We start from the raw sequence: 25,490 nt of genomic DNA, 5'->3' as shown, positions 1-25,490 counted from the left end.
TCAATCCGCAACTTCAGCCCAGAGCACAACAAGCGTCGCGCAGTTCAGGCACATTGCGGGGTCGGAATAAATCATGCGCGTGTGGCGACCGTTTGCACCAAAGACGTCGTTGATCAGATCAGAGGCCCCATTCAAGGCTGCGGGTTGTTCGGTGAAGTCAGCTGTGGTGTGGGCTGTGCCTTCTACGCGGACAATTCGTTTAATTCGGCTCAGCTCCCCGACCGCAGATTTCAGTTGTGCGATCCCGTTGAGCGCAGACAGGCGAAAGGCCTCATACCCATCCTGAAGACTCAACTCTGCCCCCATTTTTCCGGTGTATTTCAGATCACCATCAATCCACGGCAGTTGTCCCGACGTGTAGATGATATTGCCAACACGCACCCAAGGTTCATACGCACCAACCGCGCTCGGAACTGGTGGTAGCGTCAAACCCATTTTTGCGAGGCGTTGTTCGGGCGATTTGTTCCCGGCGGGTTGGGTATCCTGATCAAAAGACATAGTTTCCTCCCTATAGTCATTGATCTGAATGCCCATAGGGCAACGCCAAAACAATAAGCCAGTTCGGAAATCAGAATTTGTCAGGTTTGAAGAATGGAGGAGGCTGGGGCCTCCTCCACTGCGTGACTTTAGTATGTTACAGAGATCTTACCGATTGTAGCGCCCGTTTCGATGGATTGGTGAGCCGCCTTGAAAGATTCAACGCTCAACCCTGATAACTCCTGTGTAACGGTCGGACGCAGCCTGCCTGTATCAGCGAGGTCCGCAATTTGAGAAAGTATCTCTCCTTGGCTCGACAAATCGGACGTGCTGAACAAGGATCTCGTGAACATGAGTTCCCATACGAAGGTCACGGACTTGCCCTGAAGTTTTGACAGATCAACGCCTCCATCGAACTCAACAATGGCACCGATTGTACCCTGCGGCACAATAAGATCTGCCATTGCATCCCAATGTCCTTTGGTGTCTGCCGCGTTGAAAATATAATCGACATTCTCAAACCCAAGGTCGCGCACGGATGACACCAGATTGTGGTGATCAGCCACATGATCCGCGCCCATACGCTGAACCCAGTCGCGGGTTTCCGGGCGTGAAGCCGTTGCGATGACCGTCATATCAGTCAGAGTTTTTGCAAGCTGGATCATGGTTGAACCAACACCACCTGCTCCGCCGATGATCAGCAGGGTGCTGTTCTGATCTTTAGACAGTTTCATGCGATCAAACAGCGCCTCATAGGCCGTCAGAGACACCAGAGGCAGGGCTGCTGTTTCTGCATTTGTCAGGGTTTGCGGAGCTTTTGCGGCAATCCTGGCATCCACTGCCTGATACTCTGCATATGAGCCATCACGGGTGACATCGCCTGCGTAAAACACGCGATCTCCAATCGCAAAGCCTGTTACCGCCGAGCCCATTGCTTCAATGGTTCCTACTGCGTCATATCCGAGGATCCGCGGAGTTTCCCTGTCTTGGTCCTGCGCCGACCGAATGCGGATTTTTGCATCTGCAGGGTTCACGGAAACTGCATCAATCCGCACAATCAAATCGTGTTCAAGTGGTTTGGGCTTGGGTACTTGGTACTCTTTGAGTGAAGCAGGGTGATCGATGGGGTGAGAGCGGGTAAATCCAACGGCTTTCATTTGGTGTCCTTTTCGTTGCTGTTTTGGATGTAGGGAACGTTCAACGAAGGATAATCTCGTAGGAGCCCAAGTCAGATTTTGGGTTTATGAAACAATCGTTCCAAGGCCGGTTTTGCGAAACCGTTCCTCAAGAAAGCTGGTAAATGCCTGTACTCTTGGTGGAGTGGTCCGGCTGGCGGGGCGGACTGCCCATACCTGCCATTCTGGTGAAACGGTATGGCTGGGCAAGACACGTATCAGTCGCCGGGTCTTTAAGTGGCTTGATATGTCCCAGACGGATTTAAGCCCGATGCCCATCCCCTGAAGCGCAGTATCGGTCACCGCCTCGCCAAAGTTTGTGGTGAAGTTTCCGCCGACACGTACTTCTGTAATGTTCCCTGCCTCATTTTTAAGAGCCCAGTTTCGCGTTTCGCCAAGCACGATGCAGCGGTGTGACTTCAGGTCCGAGGGTTGCTGCGGAACGCCGTACTTCTCCAGATAGTCCGGCGAGGCGACAAGCAGCCGTGGATTGGGCGCAAGCTTGCGGGCCAACAGCGTTGATGAGTTCAGCATCCCAACCCGGATTGCCAGATCATACCCCTGCTCCACGATGTCGATGATAGAATCATTAAGGTCTAGCTTCAGAGTGACATCTGGATATTGCTTAAGGAATTCGCCGATATGTGGGACAATCTGTGAGCGCCCAAAAGAGGCCGAAGTGGTCACGCGAAGTTCACCGGCAACCTGTCCTTTGACAGTGGAAACCGCTGCTCTTGCCTCTTCGACGCTGTCGAGAACCCTTTGCGCATGCTCCAGGAATAGCTCCCCGTCCGGCGTAAGAGACACTGCTCGGGTTGTCCGGTTGAGAAGCTTGGTTCCCAGATCCGCTTCGAGCATCTGGATGCGCTGGGTCGTCGCCGTTGGCGATAGCCGGAACTCTTCGCCCGCCCGCCCGAGGGCTCCAAGAGCGGCCACTCGGACGAACAGTTCCAGAGATTTCAAGTCAAAGGTCATTATTTGAATGAGCCAAACAAAGGAGGCAAATTCAACCGCTTTATTTGCGAAAGCGGCATGGTCTCAAACGATCAAAACGACTTTTCCGGAAAAGCCGCCCTGTTCGGCGAACTCATGCGCGGCCACAATCTGGTCCAAAGGGAATGACCGCTCGACCTTGAGTTTCAATGTTCCGGTCTGAAGACATGCGTTTATGTCCTCAATCGCATTCTGTTGCGCTTGGGCGGAGATTGCGTAGACGAACACGAACCTGACGACCGCATTTGTTATCAGAAGGGAGCGATAGGGTAGTGGAGCGGCAGGGTCACTGGTAGCATAGTGCGCAATGACGCCGCCCTGCTTGAGGTAGAGATGCGCCTCCTCCATCGTATCGGACAGGGCCACATCAACAATCCGGTCAATTCTTTCTCCGCCGGTGATGGCCAGGATTGCATCGGGCAGGTTTTCTTCCCGGTAATTGATGATGTGGTCTGCCCCGGCCTGGCGAGCGATCTCAGCTTTTTCGGGTCCGCTTACCGTGGCGATCACCCGCGCGCCGGCCCATTTTGCAAGGGCAATGGCGCATTGGCCAACGGCGCCGGCCCCTCCGGTAACCAGAACCCACTGGCCTTTGACCGGCCCGTCCGCCATCAGAGCGCGATGAGCGGTCATCGCGGGCACACCTAGACAAGCACCCTGTTCGAAGGAGATGCCATCGGGGAGCAGAGCCGCAAGTTCGGCCTTGACCACGATCTGCTCCGCGGCGGTGCCCCGGTTGCCTTGGGCTAGGCCGTCTTCAGTACGATTCACATTGAACAGCCAGACACGCTGGCCGATCTGATCGGAGGAAACCCCCTTGCCTACAGCCTCAACAATGCCGGCACCATCTGAATGAGGGGTTACATCGCCATCAGGCAACGGGCCCTGAGCGCCCGAGCGGACCTTATAGTCTGACGGGTTAATTCCACTGGTGTAAATGCGCACACGCACCTCGCCCGCCCCAGGTTCTGGCACGGTACCGTTTGTAATGCGGAAACTTTCTTTCGCGGCGCCCTGGCCAATTGCGATCACGGTTTTCATGTATGTGTCTACTTCCAAAAAAAGGGTCCGCACGGTTATCCGCGCGGACAAGTTTGGGGAAAAGTGTCAGTGTCCGATACGCCCGGGCGCCGCAGGGCGGAAGCGGTATATCAGATAAGGCGCTTCGTTCTTTGCCTCACCATTATTGAACAGAGCGGCCTTAGATATCTGGGCTGCGGAAACATACATGTAGCCGTCCAACGCATAGCTTACGCCATCAGGCCAGGACAGATCCTCTGCCACGGTGTAGCGGCGGTATTCACGGCTGTCTGCCGGGATGATCCCGACAGCGTTGGTTTCCACCTCGGTCAGATAAAGGTTTCCGGCCTGGTCGATTGACAGGCCTCCGTTGTTGGGCTTGTCGGCATAGCGTTCGACCCGCGCGCCCAACTCAGTCTCGGACAAAGTTTCATTCAGAAGATCGACAAAACGAACGCGATAGAGGGCAGAGCCGTTCAGCGGACCGTAATACAACCATTCGAAATCCGTATCCGCAGCGATACCGTCCGCACCCACCTTGATCACGGCCCTCCCGCCATTGCCATCCGGAACGGTCAGCGGCTTGCCGTCCACTACGATCGCTACATCCTCGGGCAAGGTCGACACGTGACCTTGCAAAACGCGCCGCGTGGCGCCAGTCTTCATGTCGACGATGACCAATGCCGCGGTCGTTCCGTCGCCACCTGGCCCGATGCCTTCGTCGGCGATGACAAACACTCCATCTTTGTGATTGACGACAAAATCGTTGTGCTGGCTTTCGGGGCGCGAGGCCGGGGCAGGAATATAATAGATCTTTTCCAGCCGATCCTCCCAGGTGTTCCAGCCCACCAGCTTGGGTGTCAGCCCGGTGCGCTGACCCATGTCGAGGATCCAGACGATCCCGTCTTCATCGCCGCGAAGACCCAGCACGCTGTCGAAATAGCGGTCGGTTCCATCCCGTGGTGTGTTCCATTCGGTATTGGGAAACGGGGCAAAGGATTTGCCGTCTTCGCCCAGCTCGGCCACCCGGATTTCAGGTGCAAAGAACGGGTGGTGGCTATAGATGATCCGATTATCCGGCGTGAATGTGATATTACCGACAGATTGCGGGAGTTCGGCAACGATTTCAGCAGTTTGCGGGGTTTCGCTCCAGGCTGGAAAGGCGATGGCTGCACTCACACAGAGCGAGGTGACAAGGTGTTTCATGGAATCTTCCCTTCTTGGTTTCAGCTAATTCGGGCCAGGCGGAGCGGGCGTCCGTTGAGCGATAGTTCCGCCGCTCGCATGATCGCATCGGCGTCGATGCGGTGCGCGCGGTACAGATCCGCAATTGATCCGGTCTGCCCAAAATGCTCGACGCCAAGAGGGCGAACTCGCTGACCCAAGACCGACCCAAGCCAGGACAAGGCGAGGGGATGCCCATCCGTGACCGTGACAATGGCGGCATCCCTGCTGACCTCGGACAACAGCGTTTCGACATGGGATTGCGCATTGGGATGCCCCAGGGCGCGAGCTCGGTCTGCGGCGTGCCACCCCGCGTTAAGCCGGTCCGCTGATGTGATAGCTAGGACCCCGATGTCGCGCTGATCCTGTCCAATTCGCCCGGCAGCGGCTATCGCTTCGGCTGCTACCACACCGGTATAGGCGATCACGAGGGTGCAACCCGGACCCGGCTTGCGCAGCCAGTAACCACCATTGACGATGTCGCGCCTAAGCCCGTCACCCAATGTGCGTGTCGGCTGTTCCAGTTTGTGGGTGGATAAGCGCAGATAGACCGATCCGCCGGTTTCATCGCGGAGCCAGTCGCCGGGTTCGGGGGCCTCTTCTCCGTCACGCTGCAAATAGTCGAATGACCATTCCAGGATGCAGCTAAGCTCGTCCACGAAGGCAGGTTCGAAACTGGCCAGGCCATCTTGTGATATGCCGATCAGCGGGGTTCCGATGGATTGATGCGCGCCGCCTTCGGGTGCCAGGGTGATGCCGGATGGCGTCGCGGCCACGATGAATCGGGCATCCTGGTAACAGGCATAGTTCAGCGCATCCTTGCCGCGTTCGATGAAGGGGTCATAAAGCGTTCCTATAGGAATAAGCCGCTCGCCGAACAGAGCGTGCGACAGTCCTGCTGCACCGAGCAGGGTAAAGAGATTCATCTCGGCAATGCCCAGCTCGATATGCGCGCCTTCCGGCGATGCAGCCCATTTCTGCATCGATGCAATGCCCCGATCCCGAAACTCGTCCGCAATCGGAGTCTTGGCAAAAACCCCTTTGCGGTTCACCCATCCAGCCAGCCCGGTCGAGGTTGCCACATCCGGTGCCATTGTCAGGATGCGATCCGACAAAGGGGAGGAGCCGCGCGCAAGATCATCCAGCAGCTTGCCGAATCCTTCCTGTGTCGACAGAGCGGCTTTTGCCGATACAGGCGTCAGCTCCGGCACATTGATACGCGCGGCGGTGTAACGCCGACAACCTTGCGCGATGAAGGGCACCTGATTCAGGAATGCGTCGTATTCGGAGGCGGGGCGGGGTAGGCCCTCGAAAAGGTCCCATTCATGGCCGGTGCGAATTTGGTGCGCATCACGCAAGATTCCCAACTGGGCGCTGTTGATTTGGCCCGAGTGGTTATCCTTGTGACCCGCAAAAGGCAGGCCATAGCCCTTGACTGTATAAAGGATGAAGCAAACGGGGCGATCATGGTCGATTGAAGCAATAGTCTGCATCAAGCTGCGCTGGTCGTGACCACCCAGGTTGGTCATGAGCCTAGCCAGTTCGTCATCCGTGCGGCTCTCGATCAGGTGGCTGACATCGCCTTGATCGCCAAGATCGTTCAGCAGTTGTTCGCGCCAGGCGGCCCCTCCGGAAAAGGTCAGCGCCGCATAGATCTGATTGGAACAGCCATCTATCCAGTCGCGCAACTGTTTACCCCCAGGTTCGGCGAACGCTGCCTCTAGAAGCGATCCATACTTGAGCTCGACCACCTCCCAGCCCATCGAAGAAAAAACATCGCGAAAGAACGCGTTCTGCGCATCTTTCGTGACTGCATCAAGGCTTTGCCGATTGTAGTCGATGAACCACCAGCAATTGCGAAGATCGTGTTTCTTGCCTTCAAGTAGCGCCTCGTAGAGGTTGCCTTCGTCCAATTCGGCATCGCCGAGTATGGAGATCATGCGCCCGGAAGCCCGCTTGCCCCAACCCTTGGCCGCGACATAGTCCTGCACCATCGCGGAAAACACCGCCATCGCCCCTCCCAGGCCGACCGAACCGGTCGAAAAATCCACGTCATCGGCATCCTTCGTGCGGGATGGATAAGACTGGGCACCACCAAAACCTCGGAAATTTTCAAGGTTCTCGCGGGTCTGTCGGCCAAGCAGGTACTGCCAAGCATGAAAGATGGGGGAAGCGTGCGGTTTGACGGCGACCCGATCCTCGGGCTGCAGCACCGCGCCATAGAGTACGGCCATAAGGGTCGAGAGCGAAGCCGACGACGCCTGATGACCACCAACCTTGAGAGAATCCGATTTCGGGCGGATAGAGTTGGCGTGGTGTATCGTCCATGTCGATAGCCAGAGTGCCTTCTTCTCAAGGTTTTCAAGAATAGTGGATTGTGCGTGATGGTCCGACATCAGGTTTTCCTTATTTGTCGGGTCAGCCTATGCGCGCGTTTCGGCCAGATAATCAGGTCAGTTGCGAAATCTATTTTTGCGAATGGCAAACAAAGGTCGACCGAGGAGTCTCGGTCGACCCTGACCCGATCCAGTGTTATTGCTATTCCTCGCGTGGCCCTGCAATCACCTCAAGCGTCGCGGTTGCAAGGGTGTTGCTGTTGTAGAAGAAGCCCGCGAGTGCGGCCGAGGCGTTTTCTGGAAGATCCAGACTGGGAGCGGACAGAGCGTATACCGTATAAACATATGAATGCGTCCGTCCGACTGGTGGACAGGGCCCGAAGAATCCAGGTTGGTTCAGGTCAGTGTTGTTTTCGATCGCACCTTTGGGAATGTCAGTTCCTATACCAGTTGCGTCGAGGGGGATGTTGTAGACGCTCCAATGCCAAAATCCGCTGCCGGTCGGCGCGTCTTTGTCATAGAAGGTGACAGCAAAACTCTTTGTCCCCTCGGGTGCTCCTGACCAGATCAACTCTGGGCGGGTATTTTCACCAGAGCAACCGAAGTTATTCCAATAGTACTTGGCCGGGATCGACTGACCTGATGTGAGTTCGGGGCTCGACAAGATAAAGGGTTCGTCCGCATGCGCGGTGCCAAGAGCCAGAGTGGTCAAGATTGCGGCAGTTACGGTTTTTAGGTGCATGATGGGCCTTTCTTTCATTTTGGTGCCTGATGCGAAGTTAAGATCTGAGGGGCGAAAGCAAATCTTCTTCTTAGCAAAATCAGCATGTGGCGTTGGCAAACAAAAAAGGGCGCAAGCACGCCCTTTTGATTTCCTGTAGAGAACTAAAAATTGATCAATATTTGCGTGGAGGATTGATTGGTACATCGTCCTGTTGGAGTGTGTACTGCGCGATTTCATCCTTTCGCATGAAGATGACACCTTCATGTTGTTTTGCGTAGGTGAGGAACCGATCCAGCGCACCAACAATTCCGGGAGCGCCCCCAATGCGATCATGGGTGCTTATGGACATCATGCGCCGACGCTGGGCACCCTCAGCATAGAGAACATCGAACTCATCTTTCAGTTCTTGCTCAAATGCCGCTGATGTCATGCCCTGTGAGGAAAAACGCCCGATATCGTTGCAACGCAAAGTATAGGGTACCACAACGAAGGGCTTGTCGTGAACCAAAGTCAGGGCTGGCTCGTCACGAGAAAGATCGTCGGTGTGATAGAGAAACCCCAGTTCTTGGAGAATGTCGAATGTTGCACGTGTCTGACGCATCCAAAACGCGTTGAACCCCACTGGCCGTTGACCGGTCACACGCTCCACCACTTCTATGTTTTTCTCGTATGAAAGGCGTTCTTCCTCAGGATTCATGCCAAATTGAGGAGTCCAGTTGTAGCCATGTGCTGCCGCTTCATGTCCCCGAGATACCAGTTCCTTGGCCAGATCCGGACGGCGTTCGACTGCTTGGCCAACCATATGAGAAGTGACCTTAACATCGTGCCGGTCCCAAAGGTCAAGCAATCTGGGAATGCCCTCGTTCATCCCGTACTCGTACCACGTCGGTGTGATTGTATCGACTAGCCCGGCCTCCATAGGGGGGAAGGGCCCTTCAGCGTCCTTTCCTTGCGCACCAGCCTCAAACTGCATCGAAATCGAGATAGCAAGTCGCGCGCCACCCGGCCAGAAGCCGGTTTCTTCTTGATGTTCTTCCGTCATAACCCTTGTCCCGTGTTTGGATGGATTTGAGCTTTCAGACAGAGACTATAGGCCAAGCACAGACGAACAATTTCAAACACCTGAATTCATTGTTTGGCTATGTTAACGAAACCCGGGCGGTTCTAAGGGCATCTACAACTGCAAATCAGGGGTAGATTCCGATTGCGGGCTGGCTGGGCAGGGGTTCCATCACGTCCATCAGCCGGTTCATCAGATGCGTTGTGCTGCGGTCGTTATTGCGAAAAAGCACGGCGAAACGGGTCTTGCGTTCGACCAGGGAAGCCACGTTCGTTTTGCTTTGCGCACGTTCAAAGATCATCAGATCACCTTCCCATTCGCCGAATGTCTCACGTGTTTTGACGTAGTCGGGCCGTTCGTGGATTGACCGACCGGGTGGAAAAACAAGCCCTCGCGGTGTACTTCTGCGTCGTGGCTGCCGTTTCTTGCGTCGGTGAGGCAAGTGGCGGGCCAGTTCCTCGGATTAGCCTTCTGGGCCGTAAACATAAGCATAAATGGTTTAGTGACTGACACGCAGAGATTGACCATCAAGTTGCAATCGACCTGCGATCTGTTCAGGTGACCAGCCGATCTTCAACTGCTTGATCTCGTGCTGCCTTAGGGTCTGGACTCATTGAATTTCATAGCCAGTAGATGACGATGGCAGCTAGTGCGATGGCTGACAGGAAGACTTTGGGACAGCGGTCGTATCGCGTCGCCACACGCCGCCAGTCCTTGAGCCTGCCGAACATGATCTCGATCCGGTTGCGCCGTTTGTAGCGACGCTTGTCGTACTTGATCGGCTTCTTCCGTTGTTTTCGACCCGGGATGCAGGCACGTATCCCTTTGTCTTTCAACGCTTCTCTGAACCAATCGGCGTCATATCCACGGTCGCCGAGCAGCCAGTCGACATCTGGTAAGCTGCTCAGTAACGCGCGTGCCCCGATGTAATCGCTGATCTGACCGGCAGTGACGAACAGGTTGAGCGGTCGGCCTTGGCTGTCGCAGATGGCGTGCAGCTTGGTGTTCATGCCGCCCTTGGTTCGTCCGATCAGACGCCCACGCCCCCCTTTTTGCCGCCCAGACTGGTCGCCGTTCGATGTGCCTTCAAATAGGTCGCGTCGATCATGATCGTCTTCTGCTCACCGTGCTCGGCGGCCAAACCGGCCATCATCCGGGCGAAGATGCCCTTATCGCTCCATCGCTTCCAACGGTTGTACAGCGTCTTGTGAGGGCCATAGGCGGCAGGTGCGTCACGCCATCGTAAGCCATTGCGATTGATAAAAATAATTCCACTTAATACACGACGGTCATCAACGCGTGGCTTGCCGTGGGACTTTGGGAAAAAGGGTTCAAGACGCGCCATCTGGGCGTCGCTCAACCAGAAAAGATCATACAGCCCGGTGGAAATCAATGGGTCCTGACCCCAAGGTAAATCCATGAAATATATTGTCACTGCAACCTTGTTTTCAGCGATGTTCGGATCCGCAGCATACGCAGAATCTATAAACGTCACTATTCAAAACACCACAAATTTCGGCACTGTGCGCGCGGCTGTCTTTACCAATCAGGCTGCGTTTGATGGGAGTCAAGCCGTGGCAAAATCGATGATCAAGGCGAGCGACGGGCACACTGTTGTGACTTTCAAGGACCTTAAACCAGGACGCAATGGCATTGCCGTATTTCACGATCTGAATGGCAACGAGACATTGGACCGCAACTTGTTTGGTGCGCCGAAAGAACCTTTCGGCTTTTCCAATGACCCGAAAATCGGTTTTTCTGCTCCGCGCTTCGACAAGTTTGATTTCAAATTCGATGGCGAACCGATAAACATAATCATTAATTTGAACGGGGCATGATAATGGATCGTCGTACATTTATTTCGGCGGCCGCAAGTCTAATTACAACGACTGGTCTGCCGGGTCGGCTTGCCGCTCAGACCCCAATTGGTAAACAGGCTGAGTTTCTGAACGCACTGCAAGAAAAACCTTGGTTACTGGGCTACCTTGGCACGCGGGAAGAAGAGTTGCATGCAAGTGTGAGCGTGACCTCAGGGCGCATGCCTCCGAATCTGGAAGGTCATCTGTTTCGCAACGGTCCAGCATGGCACAACGTTGGGCCTGATAGATTTTCGCACTGGTTTGATGCGCCAGACATGGTTCAGCGGTTTTCCTTTGAAAACGGGCGTCTCGCGCATTTTGGAAAACTGGTAAAGACATCGCGCAATGCTGCTGAAGCGCAGGCCGGACACATTCAGTTTGCTGGGTTCGGAACATCCGGCCCACATCTTGGAACAGGCGGCTCGGCGGATGGGCAAAACACTGCTAACATCAGTTTGCTGAACCACGCCGGTGAATTGCTGGCGCTTTGGGAAGGTGGTTCACCCCATATCATCAACCGCGAAACACTGGACACCGAAGGCCGTAAAAGCTGGTCAGATGAAAGTGGCGGCCTGCCTTTCGGAGCGCACCCGCGCGAGGATGAAGACGGATCGATCTGGAACATCGGCTACTCCGCGAACCCAGCAGCCTTGATCATCTATCACATCTCGTCAGAAGGAGCGCTTTACAATACCCACGTCATCCCCCAATCCGCCACTCCGATGGTACATGACTTCATGATCACACGTTCAAAGATCGTGATCGTCATGCCGCCATATGTCGCGTCTTCAGGTGACGGGGACAGTATTGTCGAATTGTTTGAGTGGAAGGGGCAAAACCCCACGCAGCTTCTTGTCATTGACAAGAACGATCTGAGCCAAGTGACCACGCTCGAAATGGATCCCTTCTGGGTTTTTCATTTTGGCAATGCCTATGACATCAGTCCGACCGAGATCGGGTTTGATTTTGCTTTGCATGACGATCCGGGGTTCATGACCAAAGACGCCTTTGCTGTAATGGACGGAAGCTGGGATGGGGCGGCGTCTGTCAAATCTCGTTATGTCGAAGCTCGGATTGACCTGATCCGCAAGACCACATGCCTGCAGGAATCGCCTGAATTTGGGCAGGTCGAATTCATTCAGACGGATGCGCGGGAAAATCTGTCGGCGCACCGATATGCTTTGATGCTGGCTCAGCCTGGCGGTGCATCTGAATTTGGCTTCAATCGGCGGGTTCTGGTTGATCGCACTACTGGTAACGCATCATCATTTGATGCCGATGAGGCAGAAATTCTTGAGGAACATCTGATAGTTCCAAAACCCGGACATTTGGATGGTTTCTGGATCATCGGAACCTCGCTTGATTGGCGACAAGGGATTACAAATCTGTCGGTCTATGAAGGTCTTCATTTGAACGATGGGCCGGTTTTCAAGGCCGCATTGGACCTTGCCTTGCCACTTGGGTTGCATGGAACATTCGTTCGTGCCTGACTTGGAAAAATGATTGTCATACCTGGTAAGTTTTCTTATCTAGCTGACAGGTAATCACCATGGTAACTATGTCAGTCTTGGACCGCCCAAACCCGAATGGCCAAGTCGGGCTTTCGCCAGGTGCGCTCAAACAGGGCTTTGACGCCTCCGCCCTAAACAGCTGATTTATAGCGATTGAACGTGTAACGGCTGTAGCTCATCAACTGGCAGGCTTTGCTGCCATTGCCCAATTTCTCGGCTTGCTTCAGCAGGCCGGTTTTTGTTTGATGATCTTATCGGTAGAATTCAGCATTGTGGTTGCCCCGTTTTACGGTTTGGGATCCGCTGTCGAAAACGGCGACCCATCATCTGCTTCAGGAGATGATGGGTCGCCCCAGATCAGCGTGCTGAGAAGGGGGGGCGTCAGATCACATCGAGACTAATTCAGTTAATTCGCCGTACACCAACGGAAACTGTAAGCGCTTTTACAAGACGATCCTACGGGCAAAATATCAGATCACCTTCCGTATGAAGATCCACCGGTCCATTGAAAAGTTGCGTGGTGATCTGGATGAATGGCTCGATGCTCAAAAACCACCGACGCACGCATCAAGGCAAAATGTGTTGCGATAGAACTGACTAGTGTCAGGATTCATAACCAGTAGATTACGGTTGCTGCGAGGGCGATTGCTGAGAGGAAGACCTTCGGACACCTGTCATATCGTGTCGCAACGGGTCTCCAGTCCTCTAGCCTGCCGAACATGATTTCGATCCGATCGCGCCGTTTGTAGCGGCGCTTATCGTATTTCACGGGCTTTTTGCGCTGTTTTCGCCCCGGGAAACATGGGCGTATCCCTTTGTCTTTCAAAGCTTATCTGAGCCAATCGGCATCGTAGCCACGGTCTCCGAGTAGCCAATCGACATTCGGAAGACTGCTCAAGAGTAGCCCGTGCGCCGATGTAATCGCTGACTTGTCCGGCCGTCATGAAGAGGTTGAGTGGCCGGCCTTGGCTATCGCAGATGGTATGTAGTTTCGTGTTCATGTCACCCTTGGTTCGCCCGATCAGACGTCCACGCCCCCCTTTTTCACGCCCACACCGGTCGCTGTTCGGTGGGCCTTGAGGTACGTGGCGTCGATCATCACGGTCTACTTTTCGCCGTGCTCGGCAGCCAGTCTCGCCATCATTCGGGCGAACACGCCTTTGTCGCTCCATTGCTTCCAGCGATTGTAGAGCGTCTTGTGCGGGCCATAGGCCGCAGGCGCATCACGCCACCGTAAGCCGTTGCGATTGATGAAGATAATCCCGATAAACACACGCCGGTCATCGACGCGTGGCTTGCCGTGAGACTTTGGGAAGGATTGCTCCAGACGTGCCAGCTGCGCGGCGCTCAGCCAGAAAAGGTCAGACATGTTCACCGATCCTTGTTGAACCATGAATCACGCTGGCAGACGGAAATCAATGGGTCCTGAGCCTAGGTTGGTTTCTGTTGCAGCATAACTGCCATCACCTTTCCGCGGTGCCCATTCAAAATGCGCCAAGGGATGCTAAACACTCGTGAAACAGCGGGTGTGCCAACTCGCGAAGCGTGAAATTTGAGATCTAAGGAGGCACTTTTGAATTCGGGAATACGCCAGGCTACGAATTGGACGACTGCAGTGCTTTCCACGGCGCGCTTCTGGCTGTCGAATACGGGTTTGATCTTGCTGTGTTACTGGAGCGGCCCATTCGGCACCATCCATACGCTCCCTGCTGGGCTGAGGATGGTGTATTGGGCGTTGAGTGTCCTTTGTACCAGTTGCATGGGAGTATGGGCGCACGGATTTCTCCGGGTTCAAGAAGGGCTCGACTTTGGCAAGAACCTTGCTGTGGCTATCGTCTTCGGCCTTATGGCCAGTGGCGTGGTTGCCTTGCTTAGCATTGCGCTGCTTGACCCGATCCAGAGCAACCCGGGACCGTTGGAACTCTTCCTCTACAGCTTCCCCAGCGCTACTGCGATTTTCCTGACCTTGGTTCTCTTTGATAGAAAAAACCCCGAAGGCGGGACACAGCAACAACTGGAGCGGCCCGCCCTTTTCAAACGGTTGAAAACATATCAGGCAGCGCATTCCGTCTTGGCCCTGCGCGCCCAGGATCACTATGTCGAGGTCATTACCGAACTGGGTTCGGAGCTTTGCCTACTACGCTTATCCGATGCCATTTCCGAAGCCGCACCGATCAATGGCCTGCGAATCCATCGGTCCCACTGGGTCGCTGTTGCAGCGATCAAGAAATTGGAAATGCAAGGGTCTGAGCAGACCGTCCTTCTGACAGATGGCACGCACCTAAAAATAAGCAAGTCGCGGGTAAAGGAACTTCGCGAGGTTTTGGGGGGAGCGTCTTAATCCATCAAACATTTCATTGGCTATTCAGGGATGTCTTCCCAACTGAAAAATAGTATCACGCTAAACGAGGGAATTCCTGGCCAGAACAGTCATCAAATGCCGACGCGGACGAAAGCCCTGCCGCATTCGAGCCGAAGGGGGGTAAACGAGGACTTGGGGCGGCGCTAAAGCGCTACAGGTCCAAATTTTGGGTCCAGAAGAAGTCGATCCGGGAACTTCGGACCCCTGGGAGCCGCGTAACGAACGTCTGCTACCTAATTTTGATACAAAAGAATACAATCAGGCCGAGTTTGTCGAGGTAGGATGCGTTAACTAGCATTATGCAAAACACCACGCCACATATCTTGGTCGTTGACGACCATAGCGAGATTCGGAATGCAGTTACCCGATTTCTTGAAAAAAATGGTCTTCGAACTTCGATGGCAAAGGATGCAAGAGAAATGGATACCATGTTGGTATCCAACAACATTGATCTTGTCGTATTGGATGTGATGATGCCTGGCGAGGACGGTCTTTCCGCGTGTAAACGGCTGTCTCAGGTTGGCGATGTCCCGGTTCTGTTGCTGACGGCTCTCGGCGAGGACATTGACCGGATTGTTGGCCTAGAAACTGGCGCGGATGACTATCTAGCCAAACCGTTCAATCCCCGCGAGTTGTTGGCACGGATTAGAGCTATTCTGCGACGAACTTCCGGTACCACGTCCCCGGCGGGCAAGCTTGTCGGGAAACGCATCCGGTTTGCGCAATGGATTCTGGACACTGACCGGCGTGTTATCGTGGATAGCGATGGTCGAGAAACCAGTCTGACCAGTGCTGATTTCAAGCTTCTTATCGTTATGCTCGAGCGGGCTAGGATGGTGTTGAGCCGCGAGCAACTTATGGAATTGACTTCTGGCCGGGTAGGGGCACCACTAGACCGGACAATCGACAACCAGATCAGCCGCCTAAGGCGCAAGATCGAGCAAGACCTGCTACGCCCGCGCCTCATCACGACATTTCGAAATGGAGGTTATTGCCTCTCAGCAGATATAGAGGTTTTGGACAAGTGAGGTTCGCACCGCAAAGGCTTCGGACGCAGATTGTTAGTTTGGTCCTAGTGTCACTTGTGATTGCACAAGTCGTTACACTTGTCTTGTTGGAGGATCAGAGAGATCTTGCTGTGCGGGCTGCAATTGGCGACGAGGCAACGGGCAGGGCCGTGAATGTTGTACGACTGATTGAAAAAGCACCTGAAAGCCTACGTGGACAGATTGTGAGCGCTGCCAATTCACCCTTAGTGCAATTCGAGATTGGCACCGTTCCAGTAGTCGACCATGCTTCGCATGATGCGAAGGGGGCCACCGAAGCAAGGGTACGTGCCCTGCTCGACGAGGATTTCAGTCGTGAAGTCCGGGCTGAATTACACGAGATAGACAGTTCAGCGCTGCCGTTCACCTATCTTGAGCCACAGATGGCGGAACAGCATAGAGAGATGATGCGTGGTCAATTGCTTGCGGTCGAGATGCAGCTTTCGATTGCTCTTACAGGCGGTGATTGGCTTAACGTTTCGACACGGTTTGAACGCCCCCCTTTTCAATGGCCGCAATTTGCTACGCTATCTTTCGGGTTAAGCGCGGGCTTCATACTGCTAGCTTTGTTTTGGTACCTCCTTGCGCGGGTCACCGGACCCTTGCGTCTGTTGGCGGATGCTGCCGAAAAGCTTGGACCGGAACAATGCGGACCAGTGCTTCCAACAGCAGGACCGCGCGAGGTAAAGGAGCTGATCCAAACCTTTAATCGAATGCAAGACCGGATAGTCAGGCTCGTGGCAGAACGTACGCGTATGCTTGCAGCAATGGGCCATGATCTGCGTTCACCGCTGACAGCAATGCGTGTTCGTAGTGAGATGGTCGAAGATGATGAAACTCGCGATAGCCTCATAGCTTCAATTGTGGAAATGCAGCATATGGTCGAGGAGACTTTGTCCTTTGCTCGAGGTTTGGCGGACGCCGAACCGCGGCAAAGCGTTGATATGGAAACATTTCTCGAATCTCTACGTGAGAGTATGCTGGAAGGTTTCGCGCTGACCCAAGGAGGCCGCGCCGAGGTTCAACTGCGCCCGAACGCGATGCGGCGGGCCCTGCGCAATGTGATCGAAAACGCACAGCGTTATGGCAACGAAGCCGAGGTCAGCTTCGCGGTAGAGGCCGACACTGCCATCATCCAGGTCCGCGACCGAGGCCCGGGCATTCCCGAAGCCGAGTTGGAGCGCGTTTTCGATCCGTTCATGCGTCTGGAAGCTTCGCGCTCGCGCGATACTGGCGGGCATGGGCTGGGCCTGTCGATCACACGCAGCATTCTGCGTGGGCATGGCGGTGACATTGTCCTGAGTAATCGGGCGAGTGGGGGTCTTTGCGCTAACTTGACCCTGCCGCTGGAAGCCTGAACTCGAGGTTCAGACTTTTGGTGTTTCGGTGGTGTTTTCCTGGCAGTCAGGATCCGACGTGTGACAAGATCTTCCTGTTATCCGATGCATCACGAAGTGTATGCTTAGGCAAGCCACAAGCGGCAACGCGATCCACAGATTGCCCGAAAGTGCTGTCAGGCCGGTTCCAAAGATCATTACAATGGCAACTGGGACGACAATAGCTAGACAACACAATAGCATCCCCCATCTGACCAGCCACAGTTTTTTATCCTCTTGGGGTGCATGTTGCCGTCCCATGAGATCATCCTTTCGTTTTGTCTCTGTTGAGTTCAGTTGGTTGGTTCCTGAGATGGAAGGTCAAGGATACATTTCGATACAAATCGGTACCCACTGCGGCATTGCTTTTCAGCGCGGGAAGGAGGCAATTCAGCATTGAGCCGGATTTCGGCGCAGCGGAATATTCACGGCTACAGACAAGGCAGCGAAAATGACATGAAAAAGTTTAGCCTGGCAATTATGGCCATTCCCTTAGCGGGGCTTGGCTTTCTGGTCTGGAACGCGCTGGTGCCTGGGCAGCAAACCCATTCAATGACATCGCCCGACACCAGCGCATTGCAGGAGGGTGCACCAATCGCGGAGGTCACCTTGCCTGCGGCTTTATCCGAGAACGCCCGTATCGGTGAGCGGGCCTTTGATGCAAAGTGCGCTGTCTGTCACGGTCAGAACGCAGCCGGGCAAAACGGTGTGGCACCGCCATTGGTGCACCCGACCTATCGGCCCGGCCACCACGCCGATGCAGCCTTCCTGATCGCTGCTAGAAACGGCGTGCGTGCGCATCACTGGAAATTCGGAAATATGCCGCCGGTTGAGGGCATCACCGAGGGAGAGGTGCGTTTGGTCACCCAGTATATCCGCGAACTACAACGGGCGAATGGGATCGAATGATGCCGACCTCAGCGGGTCGAACATCGCAAGACAGTAAGGCAAGACCATGTTGAGCAGGCGTTCCTTTCTATGGGCATCGGGTGGGGTGACCGCATTGGCTGCCCTTCCCACAGCGGCGAAACGCGCCGTGGCCGCTGCGCCCGAGCTGGTGGCGCGCGCGAATCCGGTACAGCTGCTGCCGCCGGGCTATCAGGAAACCTCGATCTGGGGGTATAGCGGCCAGGCACCGGGCCCGGAGGTCCGGGTGATGCAGGGTGCGCGGATCTTGCGCCGTTTCGTCAACCAGCTGCCGCAGGCCAGCTCGGTCCACTGGCACGGGCTGCGCGCGGAAAACGCGATGGACGGGGTTTCGGGCCTGACGCAGGACGCGGTGCCGCCGGGCGAGAGCTTTGACTATGATCTGGCAGCCGAGGATGCGGGCACTTTCTGGTATCACTCGCACAACCGCTCGGCCGAGCAGGTGGCGCGGGGGCTTTACGGGCCGCTGATCGTCGACGAGCCGACGCCGCCGGACGTGGATCGCGATGTGACGCTGATGCTGGACGACTGGCGGGTCGACCCCAAGACCGGCCAGGTCGAGGAAGATTTCGGGGCCACCCATGATCTGTCGCATGGCGGGCGCCTGGGCAATTTCATCTCGACCAATGGCGAGGCCGCATATCAGCTGCCGGTCAGACAGAACGAGCGGCTGCGGCTGCGCATCGTGAATGCGGCCAATGCCCGGCTGTTCACGCTTGGCCTTCAGGGGCTTGACGGTTGGTTGATGGCCTATGACGGGATGCCGGTAATAAGCCCCGAGCCGGTGCCAGAGGCGCTCACCCTGGGTCCCGGTCAGCGGGTGGACCTGTTCGTGGATGTCATCGCCAAAGAGGGCGAGGAGGCACTGCTGGGGCGCATTGACCAGAGCAAAGGTTATGTTCAGGCGGCGTTCCCGGTGTCGGGCAGCAGCAGCGCCAATCGCCGCCCCGCGCCTGCGCTGTTGCCGCCCAACCGGACACCGGACATGACCGATCTCGCCGAGGCCGCAACCCTGCGGCTGGAGATGAGCGGCGGTGCCATGGGCAGCATGCGCGAGGCCATCTGGAACGGTTACAGCCGCAAAGCGGGCGAGCTAATGGAGAACGGGCAGTTCTGGGCCTTTAACGGGCTTGTCGGAATGACCGAGACTCCGCTGGCCCGCCTGTCGCTTGGCCAGGTCGCACGCATGACCGTGGTTAACGACACTGTCTTTCCACATGCGATGCACCTGCACGGGATGCACTTCCGGGTGCTCGCCCAGGACGGCACCCCTGGACCGCTGCGGGACACTCTGCTGACCCTGCGTGGGGAAAGCCACGAGATCGTCTTTGCCGCCGACAACCCAGGCCGCTGGGCCTTTCATTGCCATATGCTCAGCCACGCGGCTTCGGGCATGATGACCTGGATTGAGGTGACGACTTGAAACCCATCGATCTTGCCAGCTTTGCCGTTGCGATCATTGCTCTGGCCGCTGTGGTATATGTTGTACGGACGCCATCGGGGTCCGTATCCGAAGGCGCGTCTATATTTGCAAGCGACGTGAGCGAAGCCACGATTGCACAGGGGCAGGCCCTTTATCAAGAAAACTGCGCCTCCTGCCACGGCAAATCGTTGGAGGGGCAGCCAAACTGGCGCGAACCGGATGCGGATGGCCGCCTGCCAGCGCCCCCGCATGACGAGAGCGGGCATACCTGGCACCACCCCGACAGCATGCTGTTCGATTACACCAAGTTTGGCGGTCAGGCGACGCTGGCCGCGCTGGGGGTAGAGCTGGAAAGCGGCATGCCCGCCTTTGGCGAGAAACTGAGTGACGATCAGATCCGGTCGATCCTGGACTACATCAAATCGGCCTGGCCCGCGCGCGTACGCGCTGCCCAGGCCGAGCAGACCCGCGCCGACGAGGAGGCACGAAACCAATGACCCGAGCCAAGCATATCATCCTTTGGGCCAGCCTCTCGGCGATGCCTCTGATCGCCCAGGCCAGCGAACGCAGCGACGACGAGATCAAGGCGCTGGTCTATCAGGCGATCCTGGAGCGCCCCGAGATTATCCTGCAAGCGGTCGAACAACTGCAACAGACCGAAGAGGCGGCACAGGCGGCCTCGGCCCATGCAGCGCTGACCGAAAACCGCGACAGCTTGTTCAACGATCCCAACGCGCCGGTTCTGGGCAACCCCAAGGGCGATGTGACGGTGGTCGAATTCTTTGACTACAATTGCCCCTATTGCCGCCGCGCTATGGCCGAGGTTCAGGGTCTGGTCGACGCAGATCCGAATGTGCGGCTGGTCTATCGCGAATGGCCGATCCTGGGCGAAGGGTCCGATTTTACCGCCCGCGCGGCGCTTGCTGCTCGTCAGCAAGGCAAATACGAGGCGTTCCACTGGGCGCTGATGGGAATGTCGGGCAAGGCGAATGAGACCAGCGTGCTCCGGGTTGCCCGCGAGGTCGGGCTGGATACCGAGCAATTGCAGCGCGACATGGAGGCTCCCGAGGTCGCCGCGCATATTGCGCAATCCATGGTGCTTGCGCAGAAGCTCGGGTTCAACGGCACCCCCTCTTTTGTGGTCGAGGACCGTCTCGTGCCCGGTTTCGTCGAACAATCGCAGTTGCAGGAAGCGGTCGATCGCGCGCGCGACGCTTCGCCTGACTAACTCGACTCCGAGATAGCGCGGTATCTTTCGATCAAAACGTCTTCTAGCCGCGCCCTCGCGCGAGGCCTCCTTTCGGGTCGGGATATCTGAAAATTGTAACTGCCTGTCGCAGCATTTAGGCCTGGTTACATTCCGATACAAATATCCCTCGGGTTGTGCTGCCACTGCCCGAGGCCACTGCCTATATCTGACGAAGCAGCACTCCGCTGCCGTCCGTTCAACCTTCAATCACAGGTGCAAAGTTGCTGAGCAGACAAGTGCAGAGGTCGTTATCCAAGCGTCGGATAATGGTCGCGCTGCTCGCCGTTCTGGCGGGGGCACTGATGGTGGGATTGATCGTCAGATGGGCTGGGCTGGATCAGCAGAATATTGCGACCTTACTAGAGCGGGCGGGTCCCTTGGGACCCATCGCCATTGTCGGGCTGATGACGCTGGCCGTGGTGATCAGCCCTTTGCCTTCGGCCCCAATCGCGGTCGCCGCTGGTGCTGCTTTCGGCCATGTGCTGGGCACCGGGCTGGTGCTGGCCGGGGCGTTGGCAGGTGCCATGATCGCCTTCGCTCTAGCGCGGTCGTTGGGGCGCGTATTCGTGGCTCGTTGGGTCGGGTCGACGCCTGATGCGGGCCTGCTCGGGTCGCAGAATTTCTTGACCTGGACCGTCTTCGTCAGCCGCCTGGTGCCCTTCGTGTCGTTCGACCTTGTTAGCTACGCTGCGGGGATGTCGGCGCTGCGCCCCTGGCGGTTCGTGCTGGCAACCTTAGCCGGGACCGGGCCTGCCAGTTTCGGGCTGGCCCATCTGGGTAGCGCGTTGAGCCAACCCGCTTCGGGCGGCGTGTTCTGGCCTGTTCTGGCGCTCGGCCTTCTGACCGGCGTGCCTGTGATCTGGGCCGCGTGGCGGTCCCGGCGCGTGCCCGGGTTAGCGGATGCGGATGGCTCGCCCACTCAATCAACCAAAGTGCCAAGGAGGCTCTGATATGCTCATTCTCTATACCCTGCAGCTGTTCCCGCTCGTCGGGCTGGCCCTGCGCCGCGTGGTGCGACGTCAGTTGGTCCGCAGTGAAAATCCGACCTGGAAAGGAGCTCCGTCATGAACCGTTCCCTCACACTACCGGTGTTTGGTTTGACTGGCGTTTTGATGACAGCATGGACCGCGCAGGCTGGCATAGTCTATATTCCCGAAGGAAGCGCCGATTCTGTTCTAATGGTCGAGAGTGAGACCGGTCAGCCGATCGGGAGAATCTCGAGTGTCGAGGCGGTGCACGGACTGGCGGGCGCGCCGGGTACCCCGTATCTGGTGGCGGGCAGCTATAGCGAGATCGATCAGGAAAGCGCAGCCCAGACAGCCAAGCCCGAGGGTGTCAGCCAGGCCGATCACAACGCCCATCACGCCAAACCCGCCAATGCCGCGATGCCGACCGACAAAGGGCTGAGCCTCTTGTCGGTGATCGACACCAAGACGGGCGAGGTCGTGCGGCGGATCGAGGTGCCGGGCGCGGTGCACCACACCGCCGTTTCGCCTGATGGTCGCTGGGCCATGGCAACCCATCCAAGCGGCGATGGCGTGTCGCTGATCGACTTGTCCACACTGGAATATGCCGGTTTCATCGCGACCGGCCCAATGCCCAATTATGTGTCGTTCAGCCCCGACAGCAGCCTCGCCTATGTCAGCAATACCGGGAACGGCACACTCAGCGAACTGGACCTCGACCGGCGCATCCTGTCGCGCAACCTGCTGGCGGGTGAAGGACCCGAACATTTCGCCCTGTCCCGCGACGGCACCAGCGCCTTTGTCGCCGATGCCGAGGCGGGCACAGTACTGCGGCTGGACATTGCCTCGGGCACTGAAACCGCGACCTATGAGTTCGGGGCCGAATTGCACGGGCTTGACCTGTCCGATGGTGAGGAGACTCTTTTCGTCGCGGTCAAGGGCGCCGACCTGGTGGCGGCCGTCGACCTGACCTCGGGTGCTGTCCGTCTGCAAGAGCTTGCTCCAGCGCCCTACCACCTGACCGCGGCCGATGGCAGTGAAACATTGTTTGTCAGCAGCCGCGAGGAAGCCAAGGTCTGGGCGGTCGATCAAGCCTCGCTTCAGGTGACATCTGAGATCGCGGTCGATGGTGAAGGTCACCAGATGGTGATCCTGCCCTAGTACCGGCAACCCGCTCTGCCATTCACACAGTCAACAAACGGACACAGTATGGAACATTCCACCCACATCCATCAGACACCTGAAGGGACAGAGATTTTTGCGTGCCCGATGCATCCCGAGGTGCGGCAATCCGCGCCGGGCAACTGCCCGAAATGTGGCATGACCCTCGTTTCGGAACGCGAGGCGGAAACCGCTTCGCATGCCCATTGCCACGGGAACGGCGGCACGGTCGAACCAGGGGGCAACTATGACAGCGTACCCGCTGGCTGGACGGGCAGTGTCTATATCTGTCCGATGCACCCGCAGGTGCGTCAGATCGACCCTGGCTCGTGCCCGCTCTGCGGCATGGGGCTGGAACTGGACAGCGCGGCATCGGCCGATGACGGCCCGAATCCGGAACTGGTGGATTTCACCCGCCGCTTCTGGGTGGGTGCCGGGCTTACGCTGCCATTGCTGGTGTTGACGATGGCACCCTATTTGGGGTTTCCCGGCGTGCGTGGTCTGTTCGGCGAACGTATGACACTTTGGATTGAGCTGGCGTTGGGAACTCCGGTCGTCTGGTGGTGCGGCTGGCCGTTCATGGTGCGGGGATGGACCTCATTCCGAACTCGGCACCTGAACATGTTTTCGCTGATCTCGATGGGAGTCCTGGCGGCGTGGTTGTTCAGCATCGTCGCAGTGCTGCGGCCGCAGGTTTTTCCCGACGGGTTCCGCGATTCCGAGGGCAATGTGGGTGTCTATTTCGAGGCGGCGGCAGTGATTGTTACTCTTGTATTGTTGGGGCAGATGATGGAGTTGCGCGCCCGTGAAGGTACGGGCAAGGCGATCCGGGCGCTTTTGGACATGGCCGCCAAGACCGCGCGGGTGATCCGTGACGACGGCAACGAAGAGGAAATTCCGCTTGAGGCGGTCCAGGTCGGTGACCGCCTGCGCGTGCGCCCCGGTGACAAGGTGCCGGTCGATGGTACCGTCATCGACGGGCGGTCGTCGGTGGATGAAAGCATGATTTCGGGTGAGCCGGTTCCAGTCGAGAAGACCGAAGGCGATACGCTGACAGGGGCAACGATCAACGGCACCGGCAGCCTGGTGATGGAGGCGACGCGGGTTGGTGCCGACACCATGCTCGCGCAGATTGTCGAAATGGTGGCGAATGCCCAGCGGTCGCGCGCGCCGATCCAGAAATACGCTGACAAGGTTGCGGGGTTCTTCGTGCCTGTGGTGATCGTGATTGCCATCTTGTCGTTCATCGCCTGGGCGATCTGGGGACCAGCGCCTGCCCTTTCTTATGCTCTCATCTCTGCTGTGGCAGTCCTCATCATCGCCTGTCCTTGCGCACTGGGTCTGGCGACCCCAATGTCGATCATGACGGCGACGGGGCGCGGCGCCCAGGCGGGCGTCCTGATCAAAAACGCGGAGGCGCTGGAGCGCTTCGAGAAAGTAGACACTCTGATCGTGGACAAGACTGGGACGCTGACCGAAGGCAAACCCCGGCTGGTCGCGGTCCTGCCCGAACCGGGGTATGAGGAGGCCGAAGTTCTGCGACTGGCCGCCTCGCTGGAGCGCGGGTCGGAACACCCGCTGGCCGAAGCTATCGTACGTGGGGCTGAGGAGCGCGGCGTGGACATGGCCAATGCCAGCGATTTCGAAGCCGTGACCGGCAAGGGTGTGATGGGTGTGGTCGATGGCCGAACCGTGGCGTTGGGAAATATCGCGTTGATCACAGATATGGGGCTTGAGGGCGGAGTGCTGACCGACAAGGCCAATGCGAGGCGTGACGAAGGCGAAACGGTCATGTTCGTCGTTCTGGAAGGCGAGATTGCGGGACTGGTCAGCGTGGCCGACCCTGTGAAGGAAACGACGCCCGTCGCGCTCAAGGCACTGCACGATCTGGGCTTTCGGATAATCATGGCTACTGGCGACAACGAGCGTACCGCCAAAGCCATTGGCGTACGGCTGGGGATTGACGAGATCCGCGCCGACGTGCTGCCCGAGGACAAGGCGCGCATCGTGCGCGAGCTTCAGACCGAGGGACGCAAGGTGGCCATGGCGGGCGACGGCGTCAACGATGCGCCCGCGCTGGCACAGGCCGATGTCGGCATCGCCATGGGCACCGGCGCGGATGTCGCCATAGAAAGCGCGGGCTTCACGTTGATCAAGGGCAACCTTGACGGGATCGTGCGTGCCCGGCGTCTATCGCGCGCTACGATGCGCAACATCCGCCAGAATCTGTTCTTCGCACTGATCTACAATGCTTCGGGTGTGCCGGTTGCCGCGGGTGTGCTATTTCCCTTCCTCGGCATCTTGATCAGCCCAATGTTGGCCGCCTTCGCGATGAGCGCATCGTCTATCTCGGTGGTTTTGAACGCGTTGCGCCTGCGGGGTACGAGAATCTGATGCAAGGTACACAGATAGATACGGTTTGGGATTTGGGCGGCACGGGTGTTGTCGGCCAGAATCCAGTCCGCTTATTGCGCGGGCAGGAACTTGACCGGGTTGTGACGGTGTCGCGACGTCCCCTTCTGGACGGTACAGCGCATTTGGTGCGTAACCTTGCAGACCCGCGGTCAGACTTTCCCTGCGCACGCGGTGATATAGTGGTCAA

22 protein-coding genes and 2 pseudogenes are annotated in these 25,490 nt (G+C 57.0%); 13 read left to right on the top strand and 11 right to left on the bottom strand.

Annotated elements, in window-relative coordinates:
• The 10 genes from QEZ52_RS23000 to QEZ52_RS22955 all read right to left on the bottom strand — a co-directional run bounded on the left by QEZ52_RS23000 (position 1) and on the right by QEZ52_RS22955 (position 10,387).
• The gene (locus QEZ52_RS23000) at positions 1-498 is read right to left on the bottom strand and encodes a RidA family protein (RefSeq protein ID WP_406651418.1); all 498 of its coding nucleotides are present in this window, start codon (positions 496-498) and stop codon (positions 1-3) included.
• Between the two features lie 128 nt (positions 499-626).
• Positions 627-1,634: a zinc-binding alcohol dehydrogenase family protein gene (locus QEZ52_RS22995; RefSeq protein ID WP_343211394.1), complete on the bottom strand. Its 1,008-nt coding sequence runs from the start codon at positions 1,632-1,634 to the stop codon at positions 627-629.
• Between the two features lie 84 nt (positions 1,635-1,718).
• On the bottom strand, positions 1,719-2,615 hold the full coding sequence (locus QEZ52_RS22990) for a LysR substrate-binding domain-containing protein (protein ID WP_406651416.1): 897 nt from the start codon (positions 2,613-2,615) through the stop codon (positions 1,719-1,721).
• A 75-nt stretch (positions 2,616-2,690) separates the two neighbouring features.
• Positions 2,691-3,686 (bottom strand): NADPH:quinone reductase, encoded by a 996-nt coding sequence (locus QEZ52_RS22985; protein WP_343211392.1) that lies wholly within the window; start codon positions 3,684-3,686, stop codon positions 2,691-2,693.
• A 66-nt stretch (positions 3,687-3,752) separates the two neighbouring features.
• Positions 3,753-4,871 (bottom strand): L-dopachrome tautomerase-related protein, encoded by a 1,119-nt coding sequence (locus tag QEZ52_RS22980; protein WP_343211391.1) that lies wholly within the window; start codon positions 4,869-4,871, stop codon positions 3,753-3,755.
• Between the two features lie 20 nt (positions 4,872-4,891).
• Positions 4,892-7,285: a transketolase gene (locus QEZ52_RS22975; RefSeq protein ID WP_343211390.1), complete on the bottom strand. Its 2,394-nt coding sequence runs from the start codon at positions 7,283-7,285 to the stop codon at positions 4,892-4,894.
• Positions 7,286-7,427: 142 nt separating this feature from the next.
• Positions 7,428-8,153 carry a YbhB/YbcL family Raf kinase inhibitor-like protein gene (locus QEZ52_RS22970; protein WP_343211389.1) on the bottom strand — a complete coding sequence of 242 codons (726 nt, stop codon included), beginning with the start codon at positions 8,151-8,153 and terminating at the stop codon, positions 7,428-7,430.
• Complete coding sequence (locus tag QEZ52_RS22965) at positions 8,122-8,991, bottom strand: polysaccharide deacetylase family protein (protein ID WP_343211388.1); 870 nt, start codon at positions 8,989-8,991, stop codon at positions 8,122-8,124. Before QEZ52_RS22965 ends, QEZ52_RS22970 begins: the two co-directional genes overlap by 32 nt.
• A 145-nt stretch (positions 8,992-9,136) precedes the next feature.
• Positions 9,137-9,463: an IS30 family transposase gene (locus QEZ52_RS22960; RefSeq protein ID WP_343211475.1), complete on the bottom strand. Its 327-nt coding sequence runs from the start codon at positions 9,461-9,463 to the stop codon at positions 9,137-9,139.
• A 166-nt stretch (positions 9,464-9,629) separates the two neighbouring features.
• A protein-coding gene (locus QEZ52_RS22955) for an IS5 family transposase (protein ID WP_343211474.1) occupies positions 9,630-10,387 on the bottom strand; the annotation gives its coding sequence in 2 pieces (ribosomal slippage) (positions 9,630-10,066 and positions 10,066-10,387; 759 coding nt in all).
• Positions 10,388-10,427: 40 nt separating this feature from the next.
• Here QEZ52_RS22955 and QEZ52_RS22950 point away from each other — a divergent pair.
• The 3 genes and pseudogenes from QEZ52_RS22950 to QEZ52_RS22940 all read left to right on the top strand — a co-directional run.
• Positions 10,428-10,847 carry a DUF2141 domain-containing protein gene (locus QEZ52_RS22950; RefSeq protein ID WP_343211387.1) on the top strand — a complete coding sequence of 140 codons (420 nt, stop codon included), beginning with the start codon at positions 10,428-10,430 and terminating at the stop codon, positions 10,845-10,847.
• Complete coding sequence (locus QEZ52_RS22945) at positions 10,844-12,358, top strand: carotenoid oxygenase family protein (RefSeq protein ID WP_343211386.1); 1,515 nt, start codon at positions 10,844-10,846, stop codon at positions 12,356-12,358. The genes QEZ52_RS22950 and QEZ52_RS22945 overlap by 4 nt, the downstream gene beginning before the upstream one ends.
• 405 nt (positions 12,359-12,763) lie before the next feature.
• Positions 12,764-12,980, top strand: a pseudogene (locus QEZ52_RS22940) (IS481 family transposase); the annotation flags it as partial.
• 9 nt (positions 12,981-12,989) lie between these two features.
• On the opposite strand, the pseudogene QEZ52_RS22935 reads toward QEZ52_RS22940, so the two are convergent.
• A pseudogene (locus tag QEZ52_RS22935) lies at positions 12,990-13,748 on the bottom strand (IS5 family transposase).
• Positions 13,749-13,994: 246 nt separating this feature from the next.
• Between QEZ52_RS22935 and QEZ52_RS22930 the strand changes: the two are divergent.
• From QEZ52_RS22930 to QEZ52_RS22885, 10 genes are all read left to right on the top strand, one after another.
• Positions 13,995-14,720, top strand: a complete 726-nt coding sequence (locus tag QEZ52_RS22930; RefSeq protein ID WP_406651410.1) for a LytTR family DNA-binding domain-containing protein — start codon at positions 13,995-13,997, stop codon at positions 14,718-14,720.
• A 320-nt stretch (positions 14,721-15,040) separates the two neighbouring features.
• Positions 15,041-15,769, top strand: a complete 729-nt coding sequence (locus tag QEZ52_RS22925; RefSeq protein WP_343211384.1) for a response regulator — start codon at positions 15,041-15,043, stop codon at positions 15,767-15,769.
• A 110-nt stretch (positions 15,770-15,879) separates the two neighbouring features.
• The gene (locus tag QEZ52_RS22920) at positions 15,880-17,145 is read left to right on the top strand and encodes an ATP-binding protein (protein WP_406651408.1); all 1,266 of its coding nucleotides are present in this window, start codon (positions 15,880-15,882) and stop codon (positions 17,143-17,145) included.
• Positions 17,146-17,619: 474 nt separating this feature from the next.
• Positions 17,620-18,072, top strand: a complete 453-nt coding sequence (locus QEZ52_RS22915; RefSeq protein ID WP_343211473.1) for a cytochrome c — start codon at positions 17,620-17,622, stop codon at positions 18,070-18,072.
• A 46-nt stretch (positions 18,073-18,118) separates the two neighbouring features.
• Complete coding sequence (locus QEZ52_RS22910; protein WP_406651406.1) at positions 18,119-19,513, top strand: multicopper oxidase family protein; 1,395 nt, start codon at positions 18,119-18,121, stop codon at positions 19,511-19,513.
• A complete protein-coding gene (locus tag QEZ52_RS22905) occupies positions 19,510-20,010 on the top strand; it encodes a c-type cytochrome (RefSeq protein WP_343211381.1) in 501 nt (166 codons plus the stop codon). The genes QEZ52_RS22910 and QEZ52_RS22905 overlap by 4 nt, the downstream gene beginning before the upstream one ends.
• Complete coding sequence (locus tag QEZ52_RS22900) at positions 20,007-20,741, top strand: DsbA family protein (RefSeq protein ID WP_343211380.1); 735 nt, start codon at positions 20,007-20,009, stop codon at positions 20,739-20,741. The genes QEZ52_RS22905 and QEZ52_RS22900 overlap by 4 nt, the downstream gene beginning before the upstream one ends.
• A 287-nt stretch (positions 20,742-21,028) precedes the next feature.
• Entirely contained in the window at positions 21,029-21,712 is a 684-nt protein-coding gene (locus QEZ52_RS22895; protein ID WP_343211379.1) for a VTT domain-containing protein, read from the top strand.
• A 114-nt stretch (positions 21,713-21,826) separates the two neighbouring features.
• On the top strand, positions 21,827-22,888 hold the full coding sequence (locus QEZ52_RS22890) for a YncE family protein (protein WP_343211378.1): 1,062 nt from the start codon (positions 21,827-21,829) through the stop codon (positions 22,886-22,888).
• Between the two features lie 108 nt (positions 22,889-22,996).
• Positions 22,997-25,282, top strand: coding sequence for a copper-transporting P-type ATPase (locus QEZ52_RS22885; protein WP_406651461.1), 2,286 nt, complete (start codon positions 22,997-22,999; stop codon positions 25,280-25,282).
• Positions 25,283-25,490 lie beyond the last annotated feature (208 nt).

Source organism: Aliisedimentitalea scapharcae (genome assembly GCF_045277565.1).
GTDB classification, from domain to species: domain Bacteria; phylum Pseudomonadota; class Alphaproteobacteria; order Rhodobacterales; family Rhodobacteraceae; genus Aliisedimentitalea; species Aliisedimentitalea scapharcae.
Note: the sequence above shows the minus strand (reverse complement) of the source record. Positions and strands in the feature narration are given on the sequence as shown.